Raw genomic sequence first — 25,045 nt, forward strand, 5'->3', positions numbered from 1 at the left:
TGTCGGGCGCGGGTATACCGGACTGAGAATTTGTCTGGCGCGCGTTTCGGGTTGGTGAACGCATCCACAGGAGCGCCGATGACCCTGCGCATCGTGCAGTGGACGACTGGCAACGTCGGCACAAAGTCGGTCCATGCCATTACCCGCAATCCTCAGCTCGAACTGGTCGGCTGCTATGCGTGGTCGAAGGACAAAGTCGGTAAAGATGTCGGAACGTTGTGCGGGATAGAACCGTTGGGAGTTCACGCGACTAACGACATCGAGGCGCTGTTGAAACTCAAACCCGACTGCGTGGTCTACAACCCGATGTTTGCCAACATCGACGAGCTGGTCCGCATCCTGTCGGCGGGCATTAACGTCGTGACGACGTCGGAATTCATCACCGGCGACGAACTCGGCCTCGACCGCGACCGAATCGTCGACGCCTGCGAAGACGGTGGTGCAACGATATTCGGCAGCGGTATCAATCCTGGCTTCATCCAATTGCTCGCCGTCGTGTGCGCCGGACTATCCGACAAAGTCGACCGAATTTCGATTCTCGAGGTCTTCGACACCACGATCTACAACTCGCCCGCAACTGAAATGCCTATGGGCTTTGGCTATCCGATCAACGACCCTCAGTTGCAGGTGGTCACCGCGCACGGCTCAAGGATCTTTCGGGAAGCGGTACTGCTCGTCGCCGACGCCCTCGGCGTCGTCCTCGACGATATTCGCTGTGAAGCCGAGTACGCCGAGACCACCGCCGATATCGAGCTACCGGGCAACTGGACGATCGCGGCGGGATGCGTCGCGGGCATCGACGTGCGCTGGAAAGGAATCCTCGACGGACAAGACGTCATCGAGATCCGCGGGATCTGGACCAAGGGACAGACGCTGAAGCCGATATGGGAGCTTCCCAGCTTCGGCTACACCGTTACGGTCCAAGGGCGCCCGACCATCACATCCACGCTGACCTTCGAGCCGCCAAAGGATTTCCAGGCTCAAACGCTTGACGAGCTCATCATGCTCGGGCTCACGATCACGGCGATGCCAGCGATCACTGCGATACCCGCCGTCGTTCGTGCCGTGCCGGGAATCGCAACTTACAACGACCTTCCGCTGCTGCAACCTCGGGGAGTGTTGCTGAAAGAACCGTCGGACGTTTAGAGCCGACAGCATCATCCTCCGGACAAGTGATCGCTCGCTTGATCTCCGCTCGATTCAGCCACACGGAAACGGAGCACCAATGACCCAGCAGGACCCGCCCCATCTGCATCACGTGGTGTTTGCGGTGGCGGCCGAACGCCAATCTGTGATGATGGACCTGTTCACCGAGCTCGGATTCGAGCTCCAGACAGCAGAACTCGCCGACATCGGTGTCACCGTGGCGCTGGACTGGAAGAGGGGCATCGAACTCATGAGCCCCATCCCCGGATCAACGGGAACGGTCGCGAGCTCGGTCAACAAATTCCTCGACCAGCACGGAGATGGCGTCTACACCGTCGTCATGAAGGTCGCCGACGCCGCCGCAGCCGAAACCATCACCGATAACTACGGGTCGATCCCACGATTTCGGCAAGGCTTTGCCGGCGAAGGCAGCTATCTCGACGAGATCGATCTCAGTGTGCTGGGCATCCCGCTGACCCTGCTGGCTACCAACGTACCGTGACCGGTCCAACGCACCTTGTGAGCGGCGGCCGTCTCGCGTTAACGGCAATGCCTGCATGTCCTGACAGTCACCGCGTGCGTCACCCGGAGAAGTGTTTCGCCCATTCGCATTCCGTCAGCGCGGCGGACAGCCGCCAGAGGTGTGCAGCCGTGATCGGATCGCGCGCTTTCTTGAGCGGCCGTGTGACTCGAGGTTTACCCCACTGCTTGAACGTAGGGGCGAGGTAGGTACCCGGCTCCAGATCGGTGGTCGCGGCGATGATGCTGGCCCGTGCGGCGTCCTTGGCGCTTTGCGGGAAATCTTTCAACCACGGCTGATGCGAGGTCCATCGGAGAAAGCCCGTGTCGTATCGGACGATGTTGGTGTCGGCGCCACCCGGGTCGACGACGACCGCGGCGATGCCCCGTCGGGCGAGCTCGCTGGTGAACAACATCACTGCGAGTTTGGATTGGGCGTAGGCGGACCACTTCGAGTACGCGCGTGTGTGCCAATTCAGGTCCTCGAGGTCTAGGCGGCCCCACACGTGGCTCATGCTGGTCACCGACACGACTCGGCGGGTGATTCGGTCGCTGAGCAGACACGTCAACGCGAAATGCCCCAAATAGTTGATGCCCATATGCATTTCGAAGCCATCGGTGGTCCGATCCAACGGCAGGCCCAGCACCCCCGCGTTGTTGATCAGGACGTCGACAGCATCCACTGACGCGGCGAAGGAGCGCACGCTGCTCAGATCGGCGAGATCAAGATGCGCCACCTGCACGGTGCCGCCGATCGCCGCGGCGACCTGCTCAGACTTAGCGACGTCGCGGGCGGCGATCACGATGTCGTGGCCCGCGGCCGCCAGCGCTGCGGCTGTCTCTTTGCCTAGGCCGCTATTGCCGCCGGTGATGATGATCCGCACGGGCGAATGAATCTCCTTTCCGAAGGCTGCGCTTCGCCGCATCGGCGCGAACAGGAATTTTGGTCATTGTTGGAAGCTCGTTGCACAGCGCGACTTAGTCATCTGCGGCTTGGTGCGTGAAGGTGTCGAATTCGATGGGTACATGTGTGGGACCGCTCAGCCCAAGCAGCGGTCGCCACGGCGCCGGCCCTGCCAGTCGCGGACTCGGCATCCGACGCGCAAGTATCTTGAGCGCTTCGCTGAGCTCGCGTCGAGCTAGATTCGCCCCTAGGCAGTAATGAGCGCCGCCTCCGAATGTCAGGATCGGCGGCGGTTCACTTCGAGTGATGTCAAACCTGGACGGTTCGTCATAAATGGCCGGATCCCGGTTTGCGGCGTAGGTGTTGACGAGGATGAATGTCCCTGCAGGGAAAGTGAAATCGCCGATAGTGACATCGTCAATGACGCTGCGCAGCGTGCTGCACATCGAAGGCGAGTGCCGCATCGTCTCTTCGACGGCGTTCATCGCCAACTCGGGTCGGTCCTTCAGCAGCGTTAGCTGGTCGGGGTGATCGCACAACACCTGCATAGAGGCGGCGAGTTGGGTGCGGGTTGTGTCGGTCCCGGCGATGAGGATGCTGAACGCCAGCATTTGTAATTCGCTGGTGCTGAGTCTGTCACCGTCATCGTTGGCTCGGATGAGCTCGGAGAGCAGATCGTCGGTCAATTGGCCGCGGCGTGCGACGATCATGTCATCGATATAGCTATCGAATTCGTCCCACGCCTTCAACACCGCGGGTTGCTCGTCGACAAGGTTGGTGTCGAAGCTGACGATCTTGAAGATGTCTTCGGCCCAGATGGAGATTTGCTTCCAGTCTGTGCTCGGGGCGCCCAGTAGCGCACAGATGACCGGAATGGGGTAGGGGCGAGCGATCTGTTCGACGAATTCGCAAGAGCCGTCGGGTAGTACGTCGTCGATAAGCTGGTTCATCACGGCGTGAATCGTTTCGTCCATGCGCGCGGTTGCGCGCGGCGTGAACGCCCGCGAGACCAGCCCACGCAAGCGGCGATGTTGGTCTCCCTCCATGCAGAGGATGCTCTGCGTCACCCGGTCCCAGAGCTCTCCGGACGTCACCCCCTGGGCAGCAAGGTGGATGCCCGGCGGGATTCCGAAACGCGGGTCGCCTAACACTGATCGGGCCAACTCGTAGGACAAGATCTCCGGCCCGATGGGACCCAACGCGATCGGGGCCACGTCGCGAGCCGCCAAGAATTGTGGGTAAATCAGTTGGGGGGTAGCTGCCAGGTCGTACTCGATGGTCGGCAGATTGGCCTCGAAGACGCTGGGCTTGACGGTTCTAACGCTCATGAGGCGTCCTTGGTCGACGCACCTCGGGCGTACTCGCCCCGACTTGTGAGGACATCGCCTGCATTTGTAACGCAGACACTGACCTACGTCAATGACTGAAGTCACGCGCTGGCATGGTCAGTCGCTGAAAATCTCCCGGTTTACCGTGTGTAGGTACGGAATCGCCAGAAATGGCGTGATGTAAAAGATGTCGTAGAGCCACCAGCCCACCACCGGCAGTATCACTCCAGAAAAGCGCACGTCGGCGTACATGGTCATGTTGAAGACGTAAAGACACCAGATGAGGACGCCCATCCAGCAGGTAATCACCATCCACTGGTGTCCCCACCGCTTCATCTGTAGGAATCCGATCGCTGCTGAGATACGCATGCTGAAGACGGTCAAGATCATCCCGACTTCCATGGCCTTCTCTCCTGGGCCCGCCGCACCGCCGAGCCAAAGCTCGTTGTAGTGCCAGAAGTAGCCGGCATCGAACATTGCGCCCCACCCGTTCAATAGGATTCGCGCGAGGAGCGTGTGGCTGGCCACCAGATCGAGAGCCCATCCCACGGTGTTGATGGCAGCATCGATGATGACGAGATAACCGAGAAGTGTCACCAGCAGCGGCCGAACACTAAGGCCTTTGCGCTGCGCATCACGCAACAGCCAGACGCCACGGAGAAAGAGGGGCAGTCCGAAAATTCCCAGGGCTGCCGTGCCTATGAGGATGCTGCCCGCGATGAGCCATTTGTCGGCCTGGCGCTGCGCTGCTCTCGACCGTTCCATGTGCTCGTCAAGGCCGCTGTCGTACAACCCGGCTGGGCGCACATCGTGAGCGCGACGGTCCCGGCTTAGCGACGGTACGTTCATGCAGGCTGACTCTAGTTAATTGCGTCAGGTAGTCAACCGACCATCTTTCGGTGCTGCCAGCGTGCGGCATAGGCATTCGGCAACGAGAACATTCCAAGAGAAATGCTGCTCCCAATGACAACCGCGACGGTGGATGCGCACCGATCGCGCTGGCGGCACCTCCGAATATCGACTCGGTCGATCGGTCTTTCTGGCGGCTGACGCGCTGGTACAGGGCTGTCCAACAAAGGCATTCGCAGATCCCCACATAGCAACAGATCCGGTAGCAGCGCTCAATTCGATTGACTTAAGTCAATCATGCACGTTAGATGAGGGCTACCTGACGGGAAGGATTGCGATGGCGCTCGAGCAGTTCAACTTGGACGGGCAGGTGGCAATCGTGACGGGGGCCGGGAAAGGCGTCGGCCAGGGCATCGCCAGAGTCCTCGCGGAGGCGGGCGCGACTGTTGTTGGCACTGCGCGCACCGAGGCCGACATTTTGGCGACGATCGACGGGATCGAGGAGGCCGGCGGCAAGGGACTCGCCGTGGTCGCTGACGCCCTTAGTCGCCCAGACAGCACGCGGGTCGTCGACACCACGATGGAGCGCTTTGGGCGCGTCGACATCTTGATCAACAACGTCGGCGGCTCCTCCTACGCTCGGTTTCTGGACATCACCGACGAGGACTTCAAGCACACCTTCGACTGGTGTGTGACGTCCGCGTTCATCATGAGCCAGCTCGTCGCACCGCACATGATTGAGGCCGGTCACGGCAACATCGTCAATATCTCCTCGGGCTCAGCGCGTTTCGGGATCCGTGCTCTGGCGGCATACTGTGTTGCCAAGGGCGGACTCGAAGCTCTGACACGGGCCATGGCGCAAGAACTCGCGCCGAAGATCCGCGTCAACGCGATCGCGCTGGGATCCTTCGCGACCGACGGGCTGCAAGGCAGTTTGGACTTGATGCCCGGATCACGGGAAAAGATGGAAGAGGCGACGCCGCTGCACCGGCTCGGTGACGTAGAGGACCTCGGGCGGTTGTGTGTATATCTGTCCACGCCTAGCTGCTACGCCACAAACGCGATCTTCCACGTCGACGGCGGTATTGATTCCAACAATTCGCCCCTGCCGATTCCCGACTACTGATCAAGGACGGTGACAACGATGCGCCGCGTCGTCCAATTCTCCACCGGCAATGTCGGAGTACACGCACTCAGGGTGCTCATTGAACGCCCCGACCTTGATTTGGTCGGCCTTCACGCAGCCAGCCCGGGCAAGATCGGACGCGACGCCGCCGACTTGTGCGGATTGAGCGAGCCCACCGGCATCGTCGCAACCGACGATATCGACGCGCTCATCGCGCTGAAGCCCGACTGCGTGGTCTACACCGCGCAGGGCGAAACACGTCCGATGGAAGTAATCGAGCAGATGTCGAGGTTCCTGTCGGCGGGAATCAACATCGCCGCGACGTCGATGGTTTGGCTGGTGACGCCCCGCCAGGCCGACGACTGGCTGCGCCTGCCGCTGCAACAGGCCTGCGAGACGGGCAATGCTTCTCTCTACGTCAACGGTATCGACCCCGGGTACTCGGGAGACACCGAGGTGCACTCCGCTCTGAGCTTGACCGCCCGCGCCCGGTCGATCCTGGTTCAGGAGATTTTCGATTACGCGAATTACGACGACTTTGAATTCACCGGCAAGCAAATGGGTTTCGGGGCGGGTGCCGATGACGACACTCCGCTGTTGTTCTTGCCCGGCGTGCTTGTCACGATGTGGGGCGGGGCGATACGCAACCTCGCAGATCAGTTGGGCGTGGACCTCGAAGACGTTCGTCAGCGAATCGAACCCTGGTACACCAAAGAACGGATCGAATGCAAGATGGCGACAATCGAACCGGGCCAGATGGCCGCGGTCAAATTCGCTGTCGAAGGTGTTCGCGACGGCCGCGCGGTGATCACGATGGAACACGTCACCCGGCTAACAGACGCATCGGCGCCGGATTGGGAATTTCCGCCCGACGGTCATCCCGGCGTTCACCGCGTCGTTATCGACGGAGACCCGCGTGTCGAACTCAACACCCACGTTTCACACCCCGGCCTCGACGTCACCGATGCCGGCTGTTACGCAACAGCGGCCCGGGTGGTCAATGCGATCGACTGGATCTGTCGCGCCCCTGCGGGGCTTATTGCGGTAGAGGATATTCCGCCTGCTGCACTGATCCGCGGGTTGATGTGGTGAATCCGCCTGCGGCCGGGCGGGTTGCCGGTAAGCGAGTGCTGATCACCGGCGCCGCAAGAGGTTTCGGACGAAGTCACGCGGTAAGGCTGGCCGAGGAGGGTGCCGATCTGATCGTGGTCGATCTGTGCCGGTCGCTGCCCGAAATCGAGTACCCGCTCGCCACCGAAGACGATCTCGCGGAAACAGTGCGGCTTGTCACCGACCTAGGTCGCCGATGTGTCAGCCGCGTCGTCGATATCCGCGAGGAGGACGCCCTTAAATCGGCTGTCGATGACGGAGTTGCGGAGTTAGGCGGATTGGATGCCGCCGTTGCCAATGCCGGCGTTCTGACCGGCGGGCAATGGCACGAGACGACTGGCGAGCACTGGCGCACCGTCGTCGACGTCAATCTCATCGGGACCTGGAATACCTGCGCAGCGGCGATACCGCACATCCTCGAACAGGGCGGAGGCAGCCTGGTAACCATAAGCTCGGCGGGCGCAGCCGCCGGCTTTCCGCTGCAGGTGCCCTACACGGCCGCCAAGCATGGAGTCATCGGCCTGACCTTGTCGCTGGCCAATGAGCTTGCGGCACAGAGTATTAGGGTCAATACCGTACTGCCGACGGGCGCCCCCACCGGAATGATCCCAGTCTCTCTCGGTAACGCACTCGGTGGCGAGCGAGGCGATCTGGTACCCCTGTTCATCAACGCCATGCCCACACCGTGCATCGATCCCCTCGATGTCAGCCATGCGGTGCTCTACCTCGTCTCCGATGAGTCTCGCTTCGTCACCGGACTTCAATTCAAAGTCGATGCAGGCGTAACGATCAACTAGGTCCGCCGTCGACAAACGGCCGGTGCGATACGTAAGCAAGCAGAACCGCCTAGCGAAGGTGGCGATGCGTCGAAGTTTGGCTTGACCGGTTACCGATATGTCTACTTGCGCTGCGGAATCCGTGCGCGTGTCTGCGCGGTGTGCTTGGTGGGTCGTGTCTGCGTGCTCGGGCGTTGCTTAGGTCCCTGCGTTGCCGTCGCGGAGACCGCTGGGGCTACCCATCGTCGTAAAAAGGCTCGCAATTCGTCACCGGTGTGCGGCGGGCGGCCCGGATCGATGACCAGCGACTGAACGACCCGAAGCATGAACTCGACGAGCGAGTCGAGTTCAGCGTCGTCGGCGTAGCCGGCGCGCGTCCAGTCGACGGCGAACCGTTCCACGATGGCGCGCCCGAAGGACAGCGCCGTGTCCGAGGTGACGCCCGAAGAGAAGGCACTGGCCTTTCCCGGGGTTAGCAGCAGGCCGAGGTAGCGCTCGTGGGGAAGCCGCTCCAAGGTGTGGGCGATCGCTTCGACAACCGCCTCGGCGGGATCGTGAATTGTGTGAACATGCGCCGCCAGCTTGTCGAGGAAGGGCGCGACTTCGGAGACCGAGGTCGCGTACAGCAGGGCCTCTGTGCTGGGAAAGTAGCGATACACCGTCTGCCGGGTGACCCCGACATCTTTGGCCACGTCGGAGATGCCGAAATCCTTGCCGTGTCGATCGATCCGGCGCTTGGCGGCTTCCAGGATGCGGGCCGTCGCCTCGTCGTCGTCCGCCGGAGTCTGACCCGACCAGCCATGGGTGCGCATCAGCGGGCGACTTCGGGTGCGTACATGCCGAGCAGGTTACCGTCCTTCGCGCCGGGCATGGGGTCCTCACTACTTGACCATCCACTCATATTTACATGTATGGTCATCGGAGTGCCGATGAAGGAGAGAAGAATGGCCACCGCTGGTGACGTCCGCACGGGAGTGTGGGACATCGAGTTGACTCGCCGCGCTTTAAACGTGGTGCGCGACAAGACCACTGAGTTCGCCGACGATGTCTTGCGGGTTCCTCTGCATTACTACCGCGATCCCAAGATTACCGAGATCGAGGAAACGCAGATCCTTCGTCGGACACCGTTGGCGATCATCCCGAGCGCACAACTCGCGAAGCCTAACGACTACGTGGTGCGCTCGGTGCTCGGCGACTCGCTGCTGGTCACCCGGGACAAAGACGGCCAGAGTCACGTATTTCTCAACTACTGCCGGCACCGAGGTGCGATGCCTGCGTGCGGGTCTGGCAGCGCCACACGATTCACCTGCCCGTACCACGCGTGGACGTACCGAAACGACGGTTCGTTACTGACCGTTCCCAGCGGCGGTTCCTTCACCGGCATGGAAAAAGCCGACTACGGATTGGTCGAGTTACCCAATGACGAGCGTTACGGCTTCATCTGGGCGGTCCTGAGCGCCGACGCCGACATCGACGTCGAGGCACACGTCGGATCGCTCGGCTCCGATCTGGCTGAACTGGACTATCCGTCGTTTGGATATCACGACTACCGCGAGTTCGAGTCCGAGGTGTCCTGGAAGGGCGCGCTCGAGGCCTTCGCGGAAAGCTACCACTTCCCATTCGTCCACGGCGAGAGCCTGATTGGGCAGAACGCTCTGTCCAATACATCCATCCACGACACCTATGGCAAGCACCATCGCATGGGCTTTCCCTTCAACTGGATCACCAACCTGGACTCCGATCCCAGCGCGTCGTGGGATGTGCGCGACAACATGGGCGTCATCTACTGGATCTATCCGAATCTCATCCTGGCCAATAGCAGTGTCGGTGTCGAGGTCATCGACATACTGCCCGCCGGATCGCCAACCCGGTGCACGGTGCGCCACACCTGGCTGGCTCGCACTCCCGCTCGCGACGATGCGACCCGCGCGGGCTACGACATGGTGTTCGACGCCGTTCACGCCGCGGTTCGCGACGAGGATTTCGCGATGCTTCCCCAGTGCGGTGAGGGTGTCCGTCACGGCCAACACGACCACATGATCATCGGCCGCAACGAGATCGGCGTCCAACACATGATCCGCGTCTTCGCCCACGAACTGGGTGTAGCTCTCGCCTGATTCCGCGCGATTGCAAAATCGCGAACTGCCGGATCTGTCGAGGCTTTGTCTTGGCCCTCACGACGCACTGTCCTGGGATCCGAGGCAGCGCAGAAACATCCGCCCGGCAGTCTTTACGATCGGCGGGTGTCTCCTGCGAATCGGCACAGTCCAGAAGAACGCCGGGCTGCGGTTGCCCGTGCGTTCGGGCCCAACGGCGACGCCGCTCAAGTGGCGCGTGACCTGGGTGTACATCCTGCCACGGTGTATCGGTGGGCCAAGCAGCCTCTTTCGCCGCAAGAACAACCGACCGTCACGACGGCCGCACGTCTCATCGAGACAACCCTGGATTTACTCCGTATCCGCGACTACGGCGAAATCACGGTAGAGGAGGTGGCTCGGACCGCAGGGGTAGGGCTGCGAACCGCGTTCCATCACTTCGCGAGCAAACGCGATCTGTTTCACGCCGCCATCGATAATGCGGCGACCCAACTCATCGCGGAAATGCAGCGGCGCTACGGCAGTGAAACCTGGCCCGCACAGCCAGAGCAGCAGTTGCGCGTATTCCTTCGGGTTGCTGCCGAAGCTATTTACGCCACGCCTGCGGCCCACGTCCTATTCCGTGATCTGGGAGTGCCGCGCAAGGACAGCTTCGCGGAGCGTTGGCATGAGGCCTTCGAACGCGCCCTCGCTGAGTTGTTGGTTTGTCTCGCCGAAGGTGGTGCGCTCGCCGCCGATGTCGACGTCGAAGCCTGCGCTGGGGCGATCACCGCCGCTATGCGGGGAATCCATGCGAGCGTGTTCGAAGGTGTCGACCCGGACCAAGCGATCCGCCTGGTCGACCGGCTTTGGCTCATCGTGGCGCGCGAGTAGCACGTTAGCAAAGCCAACGGCGAATTCAGCTTGGCTGCAGCGATTTCCGGTACATCAACCCGTCGAAGCCTTCACCGCGCAGCGACTAGCCTCAGCGGCCACTCCCTGCCGTGCGCGCGACGCGTCTGGCGAACTGTTCGTAGCTTGTGGGGTTGCGACCCAACAGCTTCGGCAGGTCGGCCATATTGCCGGGGGGCAGGCCATTGGTGTCGTAATACGTCATCATCCCGACGTAGGTGCTGCGCGCGTCGGAGGGCCAATTTCGGATGCCCCGCGCATTTGACGACTCACGAATGCCGCGAACAAGGTGGGGCAGTGCACTGAGCTTGGTGTTGAGCAGTGACTGGACCACGGCGGCTCCAATGGTCGGTGCGGCGACAAGTGGGTTGTCGACAGTGTTGGGAGGCAAACGAAGCGCGGTCACCCGGTGTCCTAGCACCCGGCTCCAGATTTCTGCCATCTCGTTGCGGTCGAGTGCCTCTGCCGAAAGATCGTAGGTCTTGCCAACGTGCTCGTCGGGCGCGCTCAATACGGTTGCGGCCGCCTCGGCGACATCTTCGACGTCGACCATGCCCATCACGCTGGTCGGTGACACTGGATAGGGCATCAGGCCCGCCCGGATGAACTCCCAGAACTCTAGATAGTTCTGCATGTAATGGGACGGACGCAAAATGGTCACGGGCAAGCCCGAGTCGTGCAACAGTCGCTCGACCAAGAGCTTCTGATGGTGATGGACCAGCTCGTCGATATCGGGATGAATTACCGAGTGGAAGGCGATGTGCTCCACACCCTGGGCAGTGCAAATCTCGATGAGTGCTTGGGCAACGGGCACCTCATCAATGAGTTGCGTCGGAGCGGCGTGGTACGTCCGCTTCACGCCGCTGAGCGCCTTCTCGAGATCTGTGCGGTTTCGCAGGTCGCCCACCACAATCTCGCTGGCCCCGTCGCTGCGCGCCAGTTGGGCCTGGGCGTCGTTCTTGACGAATGCGCGGACGTCCAACCCTCGTTCATGAAGGCCGCGGACCAGCGGGCGTCCGACACCGCCTGCGGCACTGGTGACCAGAATCATGAACGACCTCCAGACGACGATTCCGAACGCGGACGCGATCGGTTGCGGTGCGGTGGCACGGTTGCGCCCTCGCGTAGCGGTGTAGTTGTCACGTGTCCTCCCGGGGAATGAAGGGAATTGCGCCTGCGCGTGCCGGAGCGATTGGATGAAGAATCCGGGCCACGAGTGGAATCAGGAGTCTGCGAGGGACTAGTCCCGCAAACCGCGCCGTCCACGAATTCGCAATACCTGAAACGACATAGGGCGGAGTCGACCGGCGATCGAGGGCACGCATGCCTGTGGCCGCGACTTGCTCGGCCGTTTGCATCCGTCCGGCCACCGTTGCGGCCTCACCGATCACGTCGAAGAACTCGGTCCGCGTGGGTCCCGGGGCGAGCGCGAAAACCTTGACGCCATGCTGTTTGGCTTCGTACCAGAGCGACTGAGAAAAACTCTGGACGAAAGCCTTCGCCGCCGAGTAGACGGCAAGCGAAGGGACCGGCTGAAACGCGGTGGTGCTGGAGACGTTGACGATGGCTCCCTGTCCACGCTCGACCATTGCCGGCAAAAAGGCATGGCACACATCCACCACGGCTCGGACGTCGACGGCGATCAGACGAGCGAATTCCTCGCCGCTGCCGGTCAGAAACGGGCCTTGCGTGGCAAAGCCGGCGTTGTTGACGACCAGGTCGAACTCGCCGCCCACCTGCTTGCGCAGGGCTGCACCTGCGCCGTCCATCGACAGATCGAATGCCACGGTCTCGCAAGTAATTTCGTGTGCCGTCATCAGTTCGCGGGCAATGCGCTCAAGCCTGTCCTCGCGCCGCGCGACAAGAACGAGATCCGAGCCGCGCGCGGCCAATTCCCGCGCGAATGCGACCCCGATGCCCGAACTGGCGCCGGTGACCAGAGACCGTGACGGTCGATACGACATCGCACTCCCATCCATGTGGTACTCAGCGACCCCCGCCGAGCATTTTGGCCGAAGGCTTCGCAAAATATTGCATTCAACATGCAAACAACGCAAATCTGCGCATGTACGCCGCGTGCCGACCACAGCGACAACCTGGGCCGGGCTCATCGCCGGTGCGATGACCACCCCCTTGCGTCAGGATGCTTCATCTGTAACTATTTTGTTGAACGATCGATAAAATAGATTGGTGATGCGGAATGGTGGCTGCAATTCAGGTGCTCGTCACCGTTGCGGTGCTGTCGTTCGCGGTGGTGGCGGTGGCGGCTGATCTGAACCGAACGCATGCGACCAATCCGCGCTGGATGGGGCATGCGCGGTTTCATGTGGTGTGGCAGGCCGCCACCCATGTCGGGGTGGGCGTGTTGGCGTTGGTGCTGATGTGGGCGCCGTTGGGGCCGAGAGGATTTCGGGTGGGCGTGGCGGCCGTGATCGCGGCCGCGGTGCTGGCCGGGTTTTTCGTGGCGATGGCCACGATGCGGTCCTACGGCGGGCAGCTCGCCGACCCGAATGGTTACCGCCCCCTGCCGATCAGCATCGCGGGTCGCCGCAAAGTGATCGACAAAAACGTCGCCTTATTCGTTGGCGCAGCGCTGATGCTGTCGGCGGCAGTGGTGTTGATCGTGATCAATGGAGGTGTATGAGCGATGAGGCTGGCCACCGTGCAGCGCAGCGGCGCCGAGCGAGTCATCGCCGATGCCGATGACGGGCAACGATTTATCGACGTTGGGGCCGCCTTGGGCGACGACACGGTCACGATGACAACGTTGATCGGCCTAGAGCAGACAGCGCGCGGAGATGTGGCGCGCCGTGTGCGGGGCGCGGCGCCGCAGTGCCGGGTCGCTGATCGCGAGCCGGTGGTGTGGCTGCCTCCGGTCCCGCAGCCCTCCAAGATCGTGGGGGTGGCGCTCAACAACGACGTGTTCAATCATCTGGCGGTGCACGCCATGAGCGCGCCAATGTATTTTCTGGCGCCGTCGACCTCGATGGTGGGCCACGGCGGAGCGATCGAGCTGCGCACCGGCTGGGGGGTGGTGCATCCTGAGCCCGAGCTGGCTGCCGTAATCGGTGCTCGGGTGCGGCGGGCCTCGCCGAAGGAGGCGTTGGCGGCAGTGTTCGGCTACACGATCGTCAACGACGTCACCTCACCGGGCATCAAATCGCAAGACAGTGTCGAGCTGGTGATGCCGCAAGGCGTCCCCGTCGACGAGCCCTGGCGTATCCGGCGCGGCGAAGACGATCGTTCGCTGTATCTGACCTATCACGCCCGATCCAAGGGCAGCGACACGTTCACCCCGATCGGGCCGTGGGTCACGTTGCGCGACGACGTCGGCGATCCCAACGCGTTAGGGGTGCGTGCCTACCTCGACGGCGAGCTGGTGTTGCAGGACTCCACGGCCAACCTGACGTTTCCGGTGCATGAGGTGCTGGCGCACCTTTCGGAGTCGATGACGTTGCTGCCCGGCGATATCGTGCATTTCGGAACGGCGGCGCGGCCGGCGGCACCGGAGCGATTTCCAACTATCCGCAGCATCGATTTGAACCGCTACGGCACGCGAGTCTCGGTCGAGGTCGACGGTATTGGCAGGCTGGACAACCTGATTGAGCGCCACGACTAGCGGTCGGCGGAGGAGGGATTGTGATGGCTGATCGGCGGTCAGCGGTCGCAGACGGCCGCCGGGCGCGTGGCGCCACGTCGCGCGCGGTGATCTTGCAGGCCGCCACCACGTTGTTTTGCGCCCGCGGTTACGCCGGTACCGGGATGTCGGCGATCGCATCTGCCGCTGGGGTGCATACCGGCTCGATCTATCACGCCTTCGGCAGCAAGCAGGGTTTGCTCGACGCGGTCATCGACGGTGTCGCCGACGCGACGTTCGGCGCTATCGAAAGCGTCGTGTTCGATCCCGCCGCATCGGTGCGTACCCGCCTGGAGGCCACCGCCCGGGTGCTGGTCGGCGATCCCGACTTTTTGCGGCTGTTTTTGCTGTTGGCGTTGGAAAAAGGTGACGACGAGGGGGTCCGTGCAACGGTGGAACGCATCCGGGCCCGCGCCCGCCACGTGGTCGCCGATGCCCTTGCGCCCGTGCTGGATTCCCTCGCGGCGGACGTGCGAGTGGTCGCCACCGAGCTGGCTGGCCGTATCGCGTTGATCTTGCTCGACGGTGTGTTCGTGTCCTACCAGCTCGACAGCGAGCACGCCGATCTCGATCAGACGCTCTCGCTGGTCACTGCGATCGCGGAGTTGGCCCTGGCCGCTTTGCCCGACCTGGTGACCGCGATCTGAGCTCGCGGCAGCTTACCCACCGACGCCGAGTGCGTTGCCCACCATCTCCGACATTGAGGACGGCCATGATCGAACCCGCCACCCGGACGGCAATCGAAGAGTTGATCGTGGACTTCGCCTGGCGTATCGATCACCAGCAGGGCCACGGCGTTGAGGAGCTCTTCCACGACGACGGCGAATATGTCCTGTTCGGGCATCCAGTGCGGGGCCGTGTGGCGATCAAAGCGCTATACGCCCATCGCCGCAGCAGCGGCCCGCGCACCTCGCGGCACCTGTTCAGCAACCTGCACATCGCCGCGGCCGACGACGCCACGGTCCACGCTCTCAGCGTGCTCACGCTGCACGCCGCCGACGGGGTCCCGCCGCTGCCGATGCGAATGCTGATGGTCGCCGACTACGACGACGTGATCAGCCGCGGCCCTGATGGCCGCTGGCGCTTTGCGCGCCGCGCCGCCACGGCGCCACGGCGCTATTTCAGGCAGCGGATAGCTGACGGTCAGATAGTCGAAACCGCACCGCGGAAACTCACTTCCGTCATGAGAATGTCACCCGTTGTCGCGCCAGGTGACCACTTGTTTGAGCGACGCGAGGTCGTAACCGTTGTCGGAGGTGAGTTCCGTCTGGAACAGCGTTACGCCCACGTCGCGAAAAGCATCGGCGCTACCGGCGTTCTCCCACAGTGTCGAGCGTTCGATGTCGGAGCCGTTGCGGCCGAAGGTTACCGCCAGTTCGTCGACGAGGTCGCTGGACCTGCGGAACGCATCGAGGTCCTGGAATGCGTGCCAGATGTCGGCGTGGCGCGCGACAGCGGGTAGCGAGCGCTTGGGCCCCGAACCGCCGATGAGGATCGGAAGCTTACGCACTGGCGGCGGGATCAGCGCTGCGAGCCGGTTTTCGATACGGATCAGGTTCTCGTCGAACAGATCGAAGCGGGAGGTGAAGGTGCCGAAGTCGTAACCGTAAGTGGTGTAGTCCTTTTCGTACCATCCCGCGCCGAGGCCCAGGATGAGCCGGCCGCCACTGATGTGGTCGACGGTGCGCGCCATGTCGGCGAGCAGATCCGGGTTGCGGTAGCCGACGCCGGTGACCAGGAGCCCGATCTCGGCGTGTGAGGTGATCTCGCCCCACGACGCGAGCGCGGTCCAGCCCTCGAAATTGGCAACGTCGGGCTGCTCGTCTTTCAGGACGGGCTTGCCGTCGACGATGGCCTTCATCGCCGGGCGGTGGAAGTGGTCGTAGCCGAAGATGACGTCGACGCCGAGGTCGTCGGCGGCCAGAACGGCGTCGCGCCACGTGGCGTAGTCGGGCGTGCCACCGGGCTGGATTTGCACGGCGACGCGGACAGGACGGGTCATTGATGCTCCTGAGTCGGAAGAAGGTCGACCCATGAGCCAAGTTCAAGAGGCGGGCCGTTTATTCCGGATCAGCGCGTCGATAATCAAACGACCGGCGGTGACCCAACTACGGGGCCAAGCCGTTAATCGGATGGACCGGGCTCGTCGGGACCCCCGTCGGTCGGGTCAGCCTCTGCGGCATCGACATTGTCACCGACTTTTTCGTCGGCTTTCTGTAAGTTGTCGCCGATGTTCTCGTCAGCATCGTTCGGTATCGACATCTTGTTCCTTCCGGTCAACTCTGTTCCGGCTACCCGACCGGTGCCCTTACCAATCAAATGCCGCGCGGCGCGGAATACTGCAGCGATGGGCATCCTTCAGTATGCGGCGTCGCACGAAGAGCTGACCTGTTCGGAAGCCGAGACCGGAACCTTCGCGGCGAGCGTGGCCATCGACCTTGCGCCAGCCAACATTTCGGCGGTGATCCTCAAACCGCTTCTCCTGGTCAACTGGGTTCAGAAGGCCACAAATCTTTCCCTATCCTGATAGTCAGGGACTTACCACACTCTGGCGGGTGAGCGCATGGTCGCCGGCTTGGATGCGATTATGGACGCCCAGCTTTGCCAGAATCGAGCTTACGTGGCAGCCAACGGTTTTAGGGCTGATGTACAGCGCGGCGGCGATCTCTGCATTGCTGCGCCGGTCGGCAAGCAGCGCGAGTACTTCGCGTTCGCGACGGGTCAGGCGATCAGGGTCGGATAGCGTGTCAGCCCGCCGCCCGATCGGTGCGCGGCCGCGTAGTGCGTTCAGGCGCTGCCGGGCGCGACCTGCCGCCCCTCGGGCGCCGAGCCCGCGGAAGGTGGCCAAGGCGGATTCCACGGCCGCGAGATCGCCGCCGAGTTGTGCCAGGGCCGCCTCGTAGGGGCAGCCGCGTCGCAGCCACTCCTGGGCCGCCGACTGCCAGTCGCCGTCGATCTCCAATTGGAATGGGGTACACAGCTCGTCGACACGCGTAGCGGGTTGGGCGCCGGTCAGATACACCCAACGGCGCAGCTGGGCGACCAGCCACGGATCCCACGTGGTGCTGACGGCAGCCAGCACGCGCTGCCCTTCCTTACCCGCTGAGTCGTCATCACAAGTCAGCCAACCGATTTCGGTGCGGGCGGCCCATACCGGGAAGAGCAGCAGGTCTGAGTCGAAACCGGCCTGGATGTCATCCAGCAGCGAGGTGACTGGTCGCGCGGTGCGTCGGGCCTGTATCAGTGCCAGCGTCAACTGCGGCGCGATCCGGGGCAGCGCGGGCAATCCGGGACGCGTCAGCACGTTCTCGGCATATGCGGTGGCGCGCGCCCATCGACCGCGATGCAGTTCGGCCAGCGCGGCGATCCCGGTGACGAATGCCTCGAATGTGAACAGGTTGTGCTCTCGGCAATACGCGAGTGTGTCTGCGATGTAGCGATCGGCCCGATCGAGGTGGTAGTGCAATGTGGCGATCCAGCAGACCCACATCCCCAGCACGCCGGCGTGTTCACCGCGGGTGTCGGTTGCCATCGCGTCACGCCACGTCGCTTCCAGCTCCTCCCAACCGGTGTCGGTGCTCAGCACCTGAGCCAGGGCCGCGAAGCCGCGTGCTCGGAGAACGACGGCGTGGTCGCCGAGTTGGGTTCCCACCGTGATCGCCCTGGCAGCGTAATCGGTTGCGGCCGGGTCGAATTGCCACACCGCCAGTTCGGCCAGACGCACAAGGGACAGCGCCAGCTGCGGCGAGGCACCGGAGTCTTGCACTAGTCGCAGCGAGGCAAGTCCGGCGTCGACCGCCTCGTTGAGGCTACCCACGGCAATCAGCGAGTGGGACAGCCATCGCAGATCCGCGCTTTCGGCGAGCGGTTGTCCCATCGCGTGGCGTAGCGCTATTGCCTCCCGCCACGACGCTGTCGCGTCCAACCCGGACAGAAAGGCGGCGAACGCATGTTGCTCGAGCCATTGCACCTTTCCTTCGGGGGCAGTCGTGTCGGCGTGACGCAGCGCCAGCGCATACAGGTCGGCGGCCTGCCGATGCGCCCCCAGATCCGCGGCCCGCTCGGCGGCTGCCGGTCCGTACCGAATGACCGCATCATCGTCGCCGGCTTCGTCAGCATGAAACGCCAACGCCGCCAACCTGTTAGGATCGACCGGTCCTTCGGCCAACACAGTCAATGCCTGCTTGTGCAACACCCGGCGCTGGTGGTCATCGAGGCGATCCAGGGTGGCGCGACGGGCCAACTCGTGCCGAAACCCGATCGCGTTCCCATCGGCGATCAACACCCCGGCATCCAGGCAGTCGGTTAACCCGGTCTGAGCCGCTGGACATACCCGCTGCACCAGCTCTGCCTCGGCGCGCGGCCCGCAGATCGCCACTGCTTGCGCGGTCTCTCGCCCGGCTGTCGACAACCGTGACAGCCGTCCCCATACAGCCTCCGCCACGCTGCGCGGTAACACGTTGCCCACCAATGCTTCTGGGCCCCCGGCCAAGACCTCGGTGGCAAAAAACGGGTTGCCGCCAGTCAATTGATACAACTCGTCGGCATTGACGGCGCTACCAGCGGCCAATGCTTCCAGCGCCGCGCGACTCAACGGTGCCAACCTGATGCGATGCACTCCCGCGCAGCTGGCCACATCCCCCAAAGCGGCCGCGAGCGGGTGTTGCTCACCCAGTTCGTCGTCGCGATAAGACACCAGCAGCAACAGCGGCAGTGAGTCCACCCGTCGGGCCAAGAATCGCAGCAGATCCAACGTGGCGCCGTCGGCCCAATGCGCATCCTCGATAACCCACGCCCAGCGTGGTCCGCCATCCAAGGCTGCCAGCAGCCGGGCATACATCGCGGAAACGTCACCGGCATTAAGCGCGTCGATAGGGCCTGCTGCGGCGGAACCTAATCCAGGGAGCGCATCAATCAGCGGCCCCAAAGGCCGCGGTGCGACCAGAGGATCACACCAGCCTCGCAGCACCCGCCAAGATCCGTCCAACCCGGCGGTGAACCGGTCGATGACCGCTGTCTTGCCGACTCCGGCCTCTCCGCGCAGCAGCACCACCCGGCCCGCACCACCACCCGCACGCCGGGCCAGAGAGGCCAGTTCAGCCAGTACCTCTTGGCGCTCCAGCAAATCCTGCACGAACCTGTCGTTCCCGCCTTCACCGCCAGTGGCCACGCAGTCGTAGCCGTACCGCACAGAGTATTTCGTCGCGAGCGTCGCTGCACCTCGTCGCGAACGTCAATTTCGCATGGGTCTCATCCGGCTGAAATTTTAGCCGCAGCCAACGCTGGCGACGGAGACATCAGCAAATGTCCTTAGGCACGGGTCAAAACTCGTTGTTCCGCGGCAGGCGCATCCTTTCGGCCTTGCGGCACCGCGTTGCGGCTCCGGTGTTTGGTCCCCAGAGGCCTATTCCGTGAGGAAGTATTTGAACTGTTGGGCTGAGGCTGTGAGTCTCACGAGCGGACATAGTGGATATCGACAAGCGATGGAACACTCTGGCGCCGCGCGGTGAGGCGCTGCACCCCATGGCCCTCAACAAATGAAACCGGGAATCGATTATGGCTACCAAGGCGTTGCTGGTCCGACTCGAGGCCAAGGCAGGAAAAGAAGACGCGGTCGAAGAATTTCTTCTCTCGGCACTGCCGCTCGTCGAGCAGGAACCCGGAACGAAGCCCTGGTTCGCGGTTCGGTTCGGCCCGTCGACGTTCGGCATTATCGACGCGTTCCCGGATGAGACGGCACGCGGGACGCATCTCTCCGGGCCCGTCGGAAAGGCCCTCCCGGAGAAGGCCGACGAACTCTTCGCCTCGGCACCCGACATCAGCAAGCTCGACGTTATCGCCAACAAGCTCTGACAGCGTCCGCCGCGGTATCGATGCACGAAAGTTCTTGTCTCGACGGTTGCGGCGGCGAAGCGCCGGGCTCCCAAGCGTTGAAGCGGAGGTAGTCAATGACCCATCCCTCGGGTATTCCGGCTTTCGAACGGTTCTTTGGTTCAGCCGCAAGCATCAAGATCGACAAGAACGACGTCCGTCGCTTTCGGGAATTCATCGACGAACAGATCGACGACATTGCTATCGCGGGACGAAATTCAGCCAAGTGGAACGGACGCGATGTGGTTGTCGTGCAAGACCTTCCGATCACCAAGGGCGTTCAAGAACGAATGCGCGAATTCGACAAACTGGAGGAGGCCGAGGAAATCCGCGAGCTGCTGCGGCAGGAGGTGCGACAACCACCTAGCGACGTTACGTTCGCCGAGGACACCGAGCAGCTACTGCCGGAGTTGTTCGGTGGATTGAGTATCGCGCTGGCTCGTTCTTTCGCCGTGGTCGACCCGAAGGTGGCTAGCCCGTCGACTGAGCATTGGGATCGGGCGTTCACGCTATTTCGGCTGGTGTTCTGATCGCTGAATCCGTGCTGTCTTGGGCATTGGATGCTTGTCCGAGAACGGCATTGGAAGTTGCGCTCTCATTGATGGTGACAAGCGAGCCTTGGATTTCACTGCCGGCGCTTTACGCGGATTGCGTCCCGTCGGACCCGAACTCCTTTGACGATGCCTCACACAGCGACCTCGCAATTCGATCGGCCGTCCGGCGAGTAGCTTCGATGATTCCGACAGGAGGGCGGGCTGCGGGGATCATGGTGGACACGACAGCGAGGCCCGATGAACCAAGGGGGATGGCCATCGCGGTGCAGCTGTGGTCGGCGGCCACTTGACCCGCATCAACGACGGGCGCAGTAGTTACGGGGTAATCATGCGCTCGGCCTTGGGCGGTTTCCGGCGGAACCACATCACCCGGCTTGGCTATGAACCGCACCGGAAGTCGGGTGTCTAACGTTTCCAGATAGACAGGGCCGCAACCCAAGTCGGCTGACAGGCTTACAGCTGACCCGGTGGCTGCTGCCAATTCGGCCATCGGCCTTCGAGCGGCGACCCGTAACCGGGCCACCGGCGTGACTGCCGCACCGAGACGCAGCACGCTCGCGCCCAAGGCGTAACGCGATCCCTCTCGCCGGACGGCTCCCACCTCAACGAGCTGCCGAAGAAGCCGATGCGCGGTCGGGTGAGGGATCGCGGCGGCAGCGCTGAGGTCCACCAGTCGCACCGGCTGAAGATCAGCGATCAGGTCAAGAAGTATGAACGCGGTCTCGACGACGCCTCGCGTTCGGCCGGTAGGTTCGCGCCGTCTAGGCGACTGACTTGTGGCCATTCGTCAGCCTACCTTTGCGTTCCCGATAAACTGTCGTGAGCCATCAAGAGCGCTATGTCTTGCGCAGGTATGCGGCGACCTCAGAAATGTCGGGTAGCGGCAAACCTTTCGCGGGCACCAGACCGGCCTGGTGCAGCACTTGCGCTTGATCCCAATACAGAGTCTCGCTGAGCATCAAAGACTTCTGAAACTTTACGACAACGACAAACGCAATTTCAAGGCACGCGCCGGTCGCGGGTACGTCTGGAAGAAGTTGCGGCACCACGCGGTCATGGGTAAGCCGCATGATGCATTCGTCAACCAACACGTTGTCGCCGACAGACCGTGCAATGACGTCGAGCACAGTGTCCGGAGGTTGAGCGGGGATAAAGACGTCGGCGTAGTAGTCACGCAGGGCAGCGCGCCCGGATGCCCCGCTCATCGTCGGTAGATGCATAACGCGTGCCTCCGGCACCATCGTCGAAACGGCGAGATCGGCGTCCTTTAACTCAAACTCATAGCGGGTATGCCGTTCCCACAGTTCCACCATCGCATCCCGGTTCACGGAATCCGACGCTAGGACCGTCGCGAGGGGTCCACAAATCGATGTCCACTCAACGAACAAAAACGGCGGGCTGACGGCAAACGGCGATAATGGAGGTGGCGTGCGATGTCGCCCGGGAGGATGAATGAGCGAACTTCCCACCTTTGGTGTCGAAGAGGAGTTCCTGCTCGTGGACCCTCGCACCGGTGCGCCGGCCCCACGCAACGCGGCGGTGGCCGAAGAGGCCGAGGGCCGCGGCGTCACACTGCAGCTGGAATTGAGCGGATGTCAGGTAGAGACCACCTCGAGCGTCGCCACGAACAGTGCAGAACTCGGCGACGAACTCGCCGGGTTGCGGCACACTGCGGCCGAGGCGGCGCAGGCCGCGGGGGTGACGCTGCTGGCGCTGGGGCTGCCTCCGGTGACGCCGCGCGAATTCCCGGTCAGTGACACCGAGCGGTATCAGCGGATCGGTGCGCAATTCGGCATGATCGCCCACGAGCAAGGCATCTGCGGATGCCATGTGCACGTGCAAGTCCCGGACCGCGCTGCCGCCATTCATGTCAGCAATTGGCTGCGGCCCTGGCTGCCGGCACTGCTTGCTTTGTCAGCCAATTCGGCGCTGTACCACGATGCCGACACCGGCTATGCGAGTTGGCGACACATCTTGTGGCGGCGTTGGCCGGCCGCCGGACCGCCTCCGTTCTTCTCCTCGATCGACGACTACGACCGTGCGGTCGCCATGCTGATCGACACCGACGTCGTACTCGACCACAAGATGATCTATTGGGATGTACGTCCGTCGGCGAGCATGCCGACCGTGGAAGTGAGAGTGGCCGACGTACCTGCGACGGTCGCCGAGACGGTGCTGCTTGCCACTCTCATCAGAGCCGCGGTGATGACAGCGCTGCGAGAGCCTGTGCACCGCGACGACCTTGAAGGCCTTCCGCCGGGCGCGTTGCGGGCGGCCTACTGGAAAGCCGCGCACGACGGATTAGCCGGTCAGGCAATCGATCTGACTGGCGGTCAAGGCGTGGTGCCGACACCTCGCCGGGTGGGGCAGTTGATCGAGCGGGTACGCCCGGCCTTGGTCAGACTCGACGAGTACGACCATGTCATCGACGAACTGCACCGCATCAGCGCACGCGGCAACGGAGCCATGCGCCAGCTGGAAGCATGGCACAAACGCCACAATGCGATCGATGTCATCGCAGAAGCCGCAGCCGCCACGCTGAGCTGACCGGCACCGCTCGAGCCAGCGAAACGGAGCATAGCTCCGATAGCATCATGGACGAACTGCCTTACACCGGAAGCGAGGGAATTGAGTTGGCACGCACGCCGATCCAAGCTCGCGTGATCAAGCGCGCCGACGCGCGCCGCAACGAGCAGGCTCTGTTGGACGCCGCTGCCGCCGTTTTCGTTCGCGCCGGAGTCGACGCTCCCGTACGCGAGATCGCCACCGAGGCCGGCGTGGGGATGGGCACCATCTATCGGCACTTTCCCACCCGCGCCCAGCTCGTCGTGGCGGTCTTTCGGCATCAACTCGATGCGCTGTCATCGCTCGAGACGATTGTCCCGTCGCCCGCGGACGATGCCTACGAGGCTTTGCGGACGTGGACCCATCGGTTCGCCGAATTCTTGGTCACCAAGCATGGTTTGGCCCGTGCGTTGCGCTCAGACCAGCCGGGCTTCGAGGCGTTACACGCCGAATTCCTCGACCGTCTGCTACCGGTCTGCGATCGACTGCTGAAAGGCGTTGCCGCGAGCGGTCTTCCGTGCGAGGATATCCGGCCGCTAGATTTCCTGCACGGCGTTGGCAACCTGTGCATCGGCGTGGAAGCGGATCCCGAGTACGACGCGCACGGCATGATCGATCTGTTCATCGCGGGCTTGAAACAACCTCGCGGCTGACGGGCTACAGAACTCGGCAAGCAGCGATACCCGTCGGCGGTGGCGGTGAATAACCAAGCGCGCCTACTTGCATTCAATGTCGGCCACGTGCTCGTCAACGGCAAGCCGTTGTCGCTCAACGGGCCACGCGTCCTTGTCCATGTCGAGTACCGTGCGCAGCCATGCGGTGGTGGCGCGCTGGATGAGCGCGACGCGTTGAGGGCTCTCGTCGGTGGTGCGGGTGTCGTTGGATCCCTGTATGCCGCCGAGGCCGTGCTCTGCGTCGGCCAGGACGAGAAGGTCACGTGCGCCGGGACTGAGTCGGTAGCCGTCGACAAACCAGTCCGGTCCGCGCACGCTGAGCGGTGACTGATCGCGATTGCCTGCCACCACCAGGCTCGGTGTTGTCAGGTCAGCAAAGTAGGGATTCATGAAGGGGAAGTACTGCGCGGCCAAGGGCGTGAGATCAGCACCGCCAGTCCCGGGCAGGCAGAAAAGCAAAGCCGCTGTCACCCGTGAATCTGCCATCGTGCCACCGGGTTTTCCGGTGGCGTCGAGGACGCGCGCGCCGGCAAGCATGCTCGCGGTCTGCGCTCCCCAGGAATGCCCGGCTGCTACCACGCGGCGGTGATCGATGCGCCCGCTCAACACTGGCAGCGCGGCCTCCAATTCGTCGAGCTGGTCGAGGATAGTGGTCAGGTCCCGAACTCGGATGTTCCAGATCTCGGGATTGCGCGAGTCGTCAGGGGATAAGGCTAGTGAGTCGAGGTGGGTCGGCTGGATGACGACGAACCCTTGCGCTGCCCAGTACTCGATCAGGGGAACGTAGTCGCGCATCGTCAGCGTCATGCCGTGGGAGAAAAGGATCAGCGGCAGTTCGCGACCGTGCAGGGGCGCCGTGATGCGGACTTCCAGGTCGTCGCCTCGGCCGGGTGCAGGCAAGGTCAAGGGGCACACGGAGATGGTCGCTTTCGACCCGGTAGCGCGGTGGTCAACCGTCGCGTAAGCGTGGCTCATAGGACAAACCTCTCGGAGATTGTG

At 62.9% G+C, this 25,045-nt stretch carries 27 protein-coding genes and 1 pseudogene; 16 read left to right on the top strand and 12 right to left on the bottom strand.

Translation table 11 applies throughout. From position 1 onward, the window contains the following. The first annotated feature begins 78 nt into the window (after positions 1-78). Together MKK62_RS09305 and MKK62_RS09310 are read left to right on the top strand one after the other, a co-directional pair. Entirely contained in the window at positions 79-1,146 is a 1,068-nt protein-coding gene (locus MKK62_RS09305; protein WP_240261346.1) for an NAD(P)H-dependent amine dehydrogenase family protein, read from the top strand. Between the two features lie 79 nt (positions 1,147-1,225). Then, a complete protein-coding gene (locus tag MKK62_RS09310; protein WP_240261345.1) occupies positions 1,226-1,648 on the top strand; it encodes a VOC family protein in 423 nt (140 codons plus the stop codon). A 79-nt stretch (positions 1,649-1,727) separates the two neighbouring features. On the opposite strand, the gene MKK62_RS09315 is transcribed toward MKK62_RS09310, so the two are convergent. The 3 genes from MKK62_RS09315 to MKK62_RS09325 all read right to left on the bottom strand — a co-directional run bounded on the left by MKK62_RS09315 (position 1,728) and on the right by MKK62_RS09325 (position 4,746). Further along, the gene (locus MKK62_RS09315; protein WP_240261344.1) at positions 1,728-2,549 is read right to left on the bottom strand and encodes an SDR family NAD(P)-dependent oxidoreductase; all 822 of its coding nucleotides are present in this window, start codon (positions 2,547-2,549) and stop codon (positions 1,728-1,730) included. A 94-nt stretch (positions 2,550-2,643) separates the two neighbouring features. Next, on the bottom strand, positions 2,644-3,897 hold the full coding sequence (locus MKK62_RS09320) for a cytochrome P450 (protein WP_240261343.1): 1,254 nt from the start codon (positions 3,895-3,897) through the stop codon (positions 2,644-2,646). 117 nt (positions 3,898-4,014) lie between these two features. Beyond that, positions 4,015-4,746, bottom strand: coding sequence for a hypothetical protein (locus tag MKK62_RS09325; RefSeq protein WP_434085045.1), 732 nt, complete (start codon positions 4,744-4,746; stop codon positions 4,015-4,017). Between the two features lie 337 nt (positions 4,747-5,083). Between MKK62_RS09325 and MKK62_RS09330 the strand changes: the two genes are divergently transcribed. The 3 genes from MKK62_RS09330 to MKK62_RS09340 are packed head-to-tail and all read left to right on the top strand — an operon-like array spanning position 5,084 to position 7,779. Next, the gene (locus MKK62_RS09330; RefSeq protein WP_240261342.1) at positions 5,084-5,872 is read left to right on the top strand and encodes an SDR family NAD(P)-dependent oxidoreductase; all 789 of its coding nucleotides are present in this window, start codon (positions 5,084-5,086) and stop codon (positions 5,870-5,872) included. A gap of 18 nt (positions 5,873-5,890) precedes the next feature. Further along, a complete protein-coding gene (locus MKK62_RS09335; protein WP_240261341.1) occupies positions 5,891-6,964 on the top strand; it encodes an NAD(P)H-dependent amine dehydrogenase family protein in 1,074 nt (357 codons plus the stop codon). 35 nt (positions 6,965-6,999) lie between these two features. Then, on the top strand, positions 7,000-7,779 hold the full coding sequence (locus MKK62_RS09340; RefSeq protein WP_240261340.1) for a mycofactocin-coupled SDR family oxidoreductase: 780 nt from the start codon (positions 7,000-7,002) through the stop codon (positions 7,777-7,779). 101 nt (positions 7,780-7,880) lie between these two features. On the opposite strand, the gene MKK62_RS09345 is transcribed toward MKK62_RS09340, so the two are convergent. After that, on the bottom strand, positions 7,881-8,570 hold the full coding sequence (locus tag MKK62_RS09345; protein ID WP_240261339.1) for a TetR/AcrR family transcriptional regulator: 690 nt from the start codon (positions 8,568-8,570) through the stop codon (positions 7,881-7,883). 132 nt (positions 8,571-8,702) lie between these two features. Between MKK62_RS09345 and MKK62_RS09350 the strand changes: the two genes are divergently transcribed. Together MKK62_RS09350 and MKK62_RS09355 are read left to right on the top strand one after the other, a co-directional pair. Further along, positions 8,703-9,875 carry an aromatic ring-hydroxylating oxygenase subunit alpha gene (locus tag MKK62_RS09350; protein ID WP_240261338.1) on the top strand — a complete coding sequence of 391 codons (1,173 nt, stop codon included), beginning with the start codon at positions 8,703-8,705 and terminating at the stop codon, positions 9,873-9,875. A gap of 126 nt (positions 9,876-10,001) precedes the next feature. After that, a complete protein-coding gene (locus tag MKK62_RS09355; protein ID WP_350355749.1) occupies positions 10,002-10,727 on the top strand; it encodes a TetR family transcriptional regulator in 726 nt (241 codons plus the stop codon). A gap of 91 nt (positions 10,728-10,818) precedes the next feature. On the opposite strand, the gene MKK62_RS09360 is transcribed toward MKK62_RS09355, so the two are convergent. Both MKK62_RS09360 and MKK62_RS09365 read right to left on the bottom strand, forming a co-directional pair. Further along, positions 10,819-11,796: an SDR family oxidoreductase gene (locus MKK62_RS09360; RefSeq protein ID WP_240261336.1), complete on the bottom strand. Its 978-nt coding sequence runs from the start codon at positions 11,794-11,796 to the stop codon at positions 10,819-10,821. An 88-nt stretch (positions 11,797-11,884) separates the two neighbouring features. Beyond that, entirely contained in the window at positions 11,885-12,874 is a 990-nt protein-coding gene (locus tag MKK62_RS09365; protein ID WP_240261335.1) for an SDR family NAD(P)-dependent oxidoreductase, read from the bottom strand. Between the two features lie 71 nt (positions 12,875-12,945). On the opposite strand from MKK62_RS09365, the gene MKK62_RS09370 reads away from it, so the two are divergent. The 4 genes and pseudogenes from MKK62_RS09370 to MKK62_RS09385 all read left to right on the top strand — a co-directional run. Continuing rightward, positions 12,946-13,389, top strand: coding sequence for a hypothetical protein (locus tag MKK62_RS09370; protein ID WP_240261334.1), 444 nt, complete (start codon positions 12,946-12,948; stop codon positions 13,387-13,389). 3 nt (positions 13,390-13,392) lie between these two features. After that, complete coding sequence (locus tag MKK62_RS09375) at positions 13,393-14,364, top strand: fumarylacetoacetate hydrolase family protein (protein WP_240261333.1); 972 nt, start codon at positions 13,393-13,395, stop codon at positions 14,362-14,364. 23 nt (positions 14,365-14,387) lie between these two features. Then, positions 14,388-15,029 carry a TetR/AcrR family transcriptional regulator gene (locus MKK62_RS09380; RefSeq protein ID WP_240261332.1) on the top strand — a complete coding sequence of 214 codons (642 nt, stop codon included), beginning with the start codon at positions 14,388-14,390 and terminating at the stop codon, positions 15,027-15,029. Positions 15,030-15,094: 65 nt separating this feature from the next. Then, positions 15,095-15,418 (top strand): annotated as a pseudogene (locus MKK62_RS09385) (nuclear transport factor 2 family protein); the annotation flags it as partial. A 156-nt stretch (positions 15,419-15,574) separates the two neighbouring features. Here the strand turns inward: MKK62_RS09385 and MKK62_RS09390 are convergent. Both MKK62_RS09390 and MKK62_RS09395 read right to left on the bottom strand, forming a co-directional pair. Continuing rightward, entirely contained in the window at positions 15,575-16,384 is an 810-nt protein-coding gene (locus MKK62_RS09390; protein WP_240261331.1) for an LLM class F420-dependent oxidoreductase, read from the bottom strand. A 122-nt stretch (positions 16,385-16,506) separates the two neighbouring features. Next, positions 16,507-16,644 carry a hypothetical protein gene (locus MKK62_RS09395; RefSeq protein WP_240261330.1) on the bottom strand — a complete coding sequence of 46 codons (138 nt, stop codon included), beginning with the start codon at positions 16,642-16,644 and terminating at the stop codon, positions 16,507-16,509. Positions 16,645-16,729: 85 nt separating this feature from the next. Between MKK62_RS09395 and MKK62_RS09400 the strand changes: the two genes are divergently transcribed. Then, positions 16,730-16,909 carry a hypothetical protein gene (locus MKK62_RS09400; protein ID WP_240261329.1) on the top strand — a complete coding sequence of 60 codons (180 nt, stop codon included), beginning with the start codon at positions 16,730-16,732 and terminating at the stop codon, positions 16,907-16,909. A 3-nt stretch (positions 16,910-16,912) separates the two neighbouring features. On the opposite strand, the gene MKK62_RS26435 is transcribed toward MKK62_RS09400, so the two are convergent. Beyond that, entirely contained in the window at positions 16,913-19,516 is a 2,604-nt protein-coding gene (locus MKK62_RS26435) for a helix-turn-helix transcriptional regulator (RefSeq protein ID WP_286670894.1), read from the bottom strand. A 422-nt stretch (positions 19,517-19,938) separates the two neighbouring features. Between MKK62_RS26435 and MKK62_RS09415 the strand changes: the two genes are divergently transcribed. Next, positions 19,939-20,235, top strand: coding sequence for a putative quinol monooxygenase (locus MKK62_RS09415; protein WP_240261328.1), 297 nt, complete (start codon positions 19,939-19,941; stop codon positions 20,233-20,235). A 95-nt stretch (positions 20,236-20,330) separates the two neighbouring features. Further along, positions 20,331-20,783: a DUF1931 family protein gene (locus MKK62_RS09420; RefSeq protein WP_240261327.1), complete on the top strand. Its 453-nt coding sequence runs from the start codon at positions 20,331-20,333 to the stop codon at positions 20,781-20,783. A gap of 109 nt (positions 20,784-20,892) precedes the next feature. On the opposite strand, the gene MKK62_RS26515 is transcribed toward MKK62_RS09420, so the two are convergent. Continuing rightward, a complete protein-coding gene (locus MKK62_RS26515) occupies positions 20,893-21,591 on the bottom strand; it encodes a helix-turn-helix domain-containing protein (protein WP_350355750.1) in 699 nt (232 codons plus the stop codon). A gap of 52 nt (positions 21,592-21,643) precedes the next feature. Then, positions 21,644-22,135 (bottom strand): hypothetical protein, encoded by a 492-nt coding sequence (locus MKK62_RS09425; RefSeq protein ID WP_240261326.1) that lies wholly within the window; start codon positions 22,133-22,135, stop codon positions 21,644-21,646. A gap of 124 nt (positions 22,136-22,259) precedes the next feature. Between MKK62_RS09425 and MKK62_RS09430 the strand changes: the two genes are divergently transcribed. Together MKK62_RS09430 and MKK62_RS09435 are read left to right on the top strand one after the other, a co-directional pair. After that, a complete protein-coding gene (locus tag MKK62_RS09430) occupies positions 22,260-23,354 on the top strand; it encodes a glutamate--cysteine ligase (RefSeq protein ID WP_240261325.1) in 1,095 nt (364 codons plus the stop codon). A 47-nt stretch (positions 23,355-23,401) separates the two neighbouring features. After that, the gene (locus MKK62_RS09435; RefSeq protein ID WP_240261324.1) at positions 23,402-24,025 is read left to right on the top strand and encodes a TetR/AcrR family transcriptional regulator; all 624 of its coding nucleotides are present in this window, start codon (positions 23,402-23,404) and stop codon (positions 24,023-24,025) included. A 63-nt stretch (positions 24,026-24,088) separates the two neighbouring features. Here MKK62_RS09435 and MKK62_RS09440 read toward each other — a convergent pair whose 3' ends face one another. Beyond that, positions 24,089-25,021, bottom strand: coding sequence for an alpha/beta hydrolase family protein (locus tag MKK62_RS09440; protein WP_240261323.1), 933 nt, complete (start codon positions 25,019-25,021; stop codon positions 24,089-24,091). Positions 25,022-25,045 lie beyond the last annotated feature (24 nt).

Source organism: Mycobacterium paraterrae, from assembly GCF_022430545.2.
GTDB lineage: Bacteria > Actinomycetota > Actinomycetes > Mycobacteriales > Mycobacteriaceae > Mycobacterium > Mycobacterium paraterrae.

What these genes read in the sequence shown, in the direction of transcription:
- MKK62_RS09305 (WP_240261346.1), top strand. Translation starts at nt 79, where the DNA reads ATGACCCTGCGCATCGTGCAGTGGACGACTGGCAACGTCGGCACAAAG.
- MKK62_RS09310 (WP_240261345.1), top strand. Translation starts at nt 1,226, where the DNA reads ATGACCCAGCAGGACCCGCCCCATCTGCATCACGTGGTGTTTGCGGTG.
- MKK62_RS09320 (WP_240261343.1), bottom strand. Translation starts at nt 3,897, where the DNA reads ATGAGCGTTAGAACCGTCAAGCCCAGCGTCTTCGAGGCCAATCTGCCG.
- MKK62_RS09325 (WP_434085045.1), bottom strand. Translation starts at nt 4,746, where the DNA reads ATGAACGTACCGTCGCTAAGCCGGGACCGTCGCGCTCACGATGTGCGC.
- MKK62_RS09330 (WP_240261342.1), top strand. Translation starts at nt 5,084, where the DNA reads ATGGCGCTCGAGCAGTTCAACTTGGACGGGCAGGTGGCAATCGTGACG.
- MKK62_RS09335 (WP_240261341.1), top strand. Translation starts at nt 5,891, where the DNA reads ATGCGCCGCGTCGTCCAATTCTCCACCGGCAATGTCGGAGTACACGCA.
- MKK62_RS09345 (WP_240261339.1), bottom strand. Translation starts at nt 8,570, where the DNA reads ATGCGCACCCATGGCTGGTCGGGTCAGACTCCGGCGGACGACGACGAG.
- MKK62_RS09350 (WP_240261338.1), top strand. Translation starts at nt 8,703, where the DNA reads ATGGCCACCGCTGGTGACGTCCGCACGGGAGTGTGGGACATCGAGTTG.
- MKK62_RS09360 (WP_240261336.1), bottom strand. Translation starts at nt 11,796, where the DNA reads ATGATTCTGGTCACCAGTGCCGCAGGCGGTGTCGGACGCCCGCTGGTC.
- MKK62_RS09370 (WP_240261334.1), top strand. Translation starts at nt 12,946, where the DNA reads ATGGTGGCTGCAATTCAGGTGCTCGTCACCGTTGCGGTGCTGTCGTTC.
- MKK62_RS09375 (WP_240261333.1), top strand. Translation starts at nt 13,393, where the DNA reads ATGAGGCTGGCCACCGTGCAGCGCAGCGGCGCCGAGCGAGTCATCGCC.
- MKK62_RS09380 (WP_240261332.1), top strand. Translation starts at nt 14,388, where the DNA reads ATGGCTGATCGGCGGTCAGCGGTCGCAGACGGCCGCCGGGCGCGTGGC.
- MKK62_RS09390 (WP_240261331.1), bottom strand. Translation starts at nt 16,384, where the DNA reads ATGACCCGTCCTGTCCGCGTCGCCGTGCAAATCCAGCCCGGTGGCACG.
- MKK62_RS09395 (WP_240261330.1), bottom strand. Translation starts at nt 16,644, where the DNA reads ATGTCGATACCGAACGATGCTGACGAGAACATCGGCGACAACTTACAG.
- MKK62_RS09400 (WP_240261329.1), top strand. Translation starts at nt 16,730, where the DNA reads ATGGGCATCCTTCAGTATGCGGCGTCGCACGAAGAGCTGACCTGTTCG.
- MKK62_RS09415 (WP_240261328.1), top strand. Translation starts at nt 19,939, where the DNA reads ATGGCTACCAAGGCGTTGCTGGTCCGACTCGAGGCCAAGGCAGGAAAA.
- MKK62_RS09420 (WP_240261327.1), top strand. Translation starts at nt 20,331, where the DNA reads ATGACCCATCCCTCGGGTATTCCGGCTTTCGAACGGTTCTTTGGTTCA.
- MKK62_RS26515 (WP_350355750.1), bottom strand. Translation starts at nt 21,591, where the DNA reads ATGGCCACAAGTCAGTCGCCTAGACGGCGCGAACCTACCGGCCGAACG.
- MKK62_RS09430 (WP_240261325.1), top strand. Translation starts at nt 22,260, where the DNA reads ATGAGCGAACTTCCCACCTTTGGTGTCGAAGAGGAGTTCCTGCTCGTG.
- MKK62_RS09435 (WP_240261324.1), top strand. Translation starts at nt 23,402, where the DNA reads ATGGACGAACTGCCTTACACCGGAAGCGAGGGAATTGAGTTGGCACGC.
- MKK62_RS09440 (WP_240261323.1), bottom strand. Translation starts at nt 25,021, where the DNA reads ATGAGCCACGCTTACGCGACGGTTGACCACCGCGCTACCGGGTCGAAA.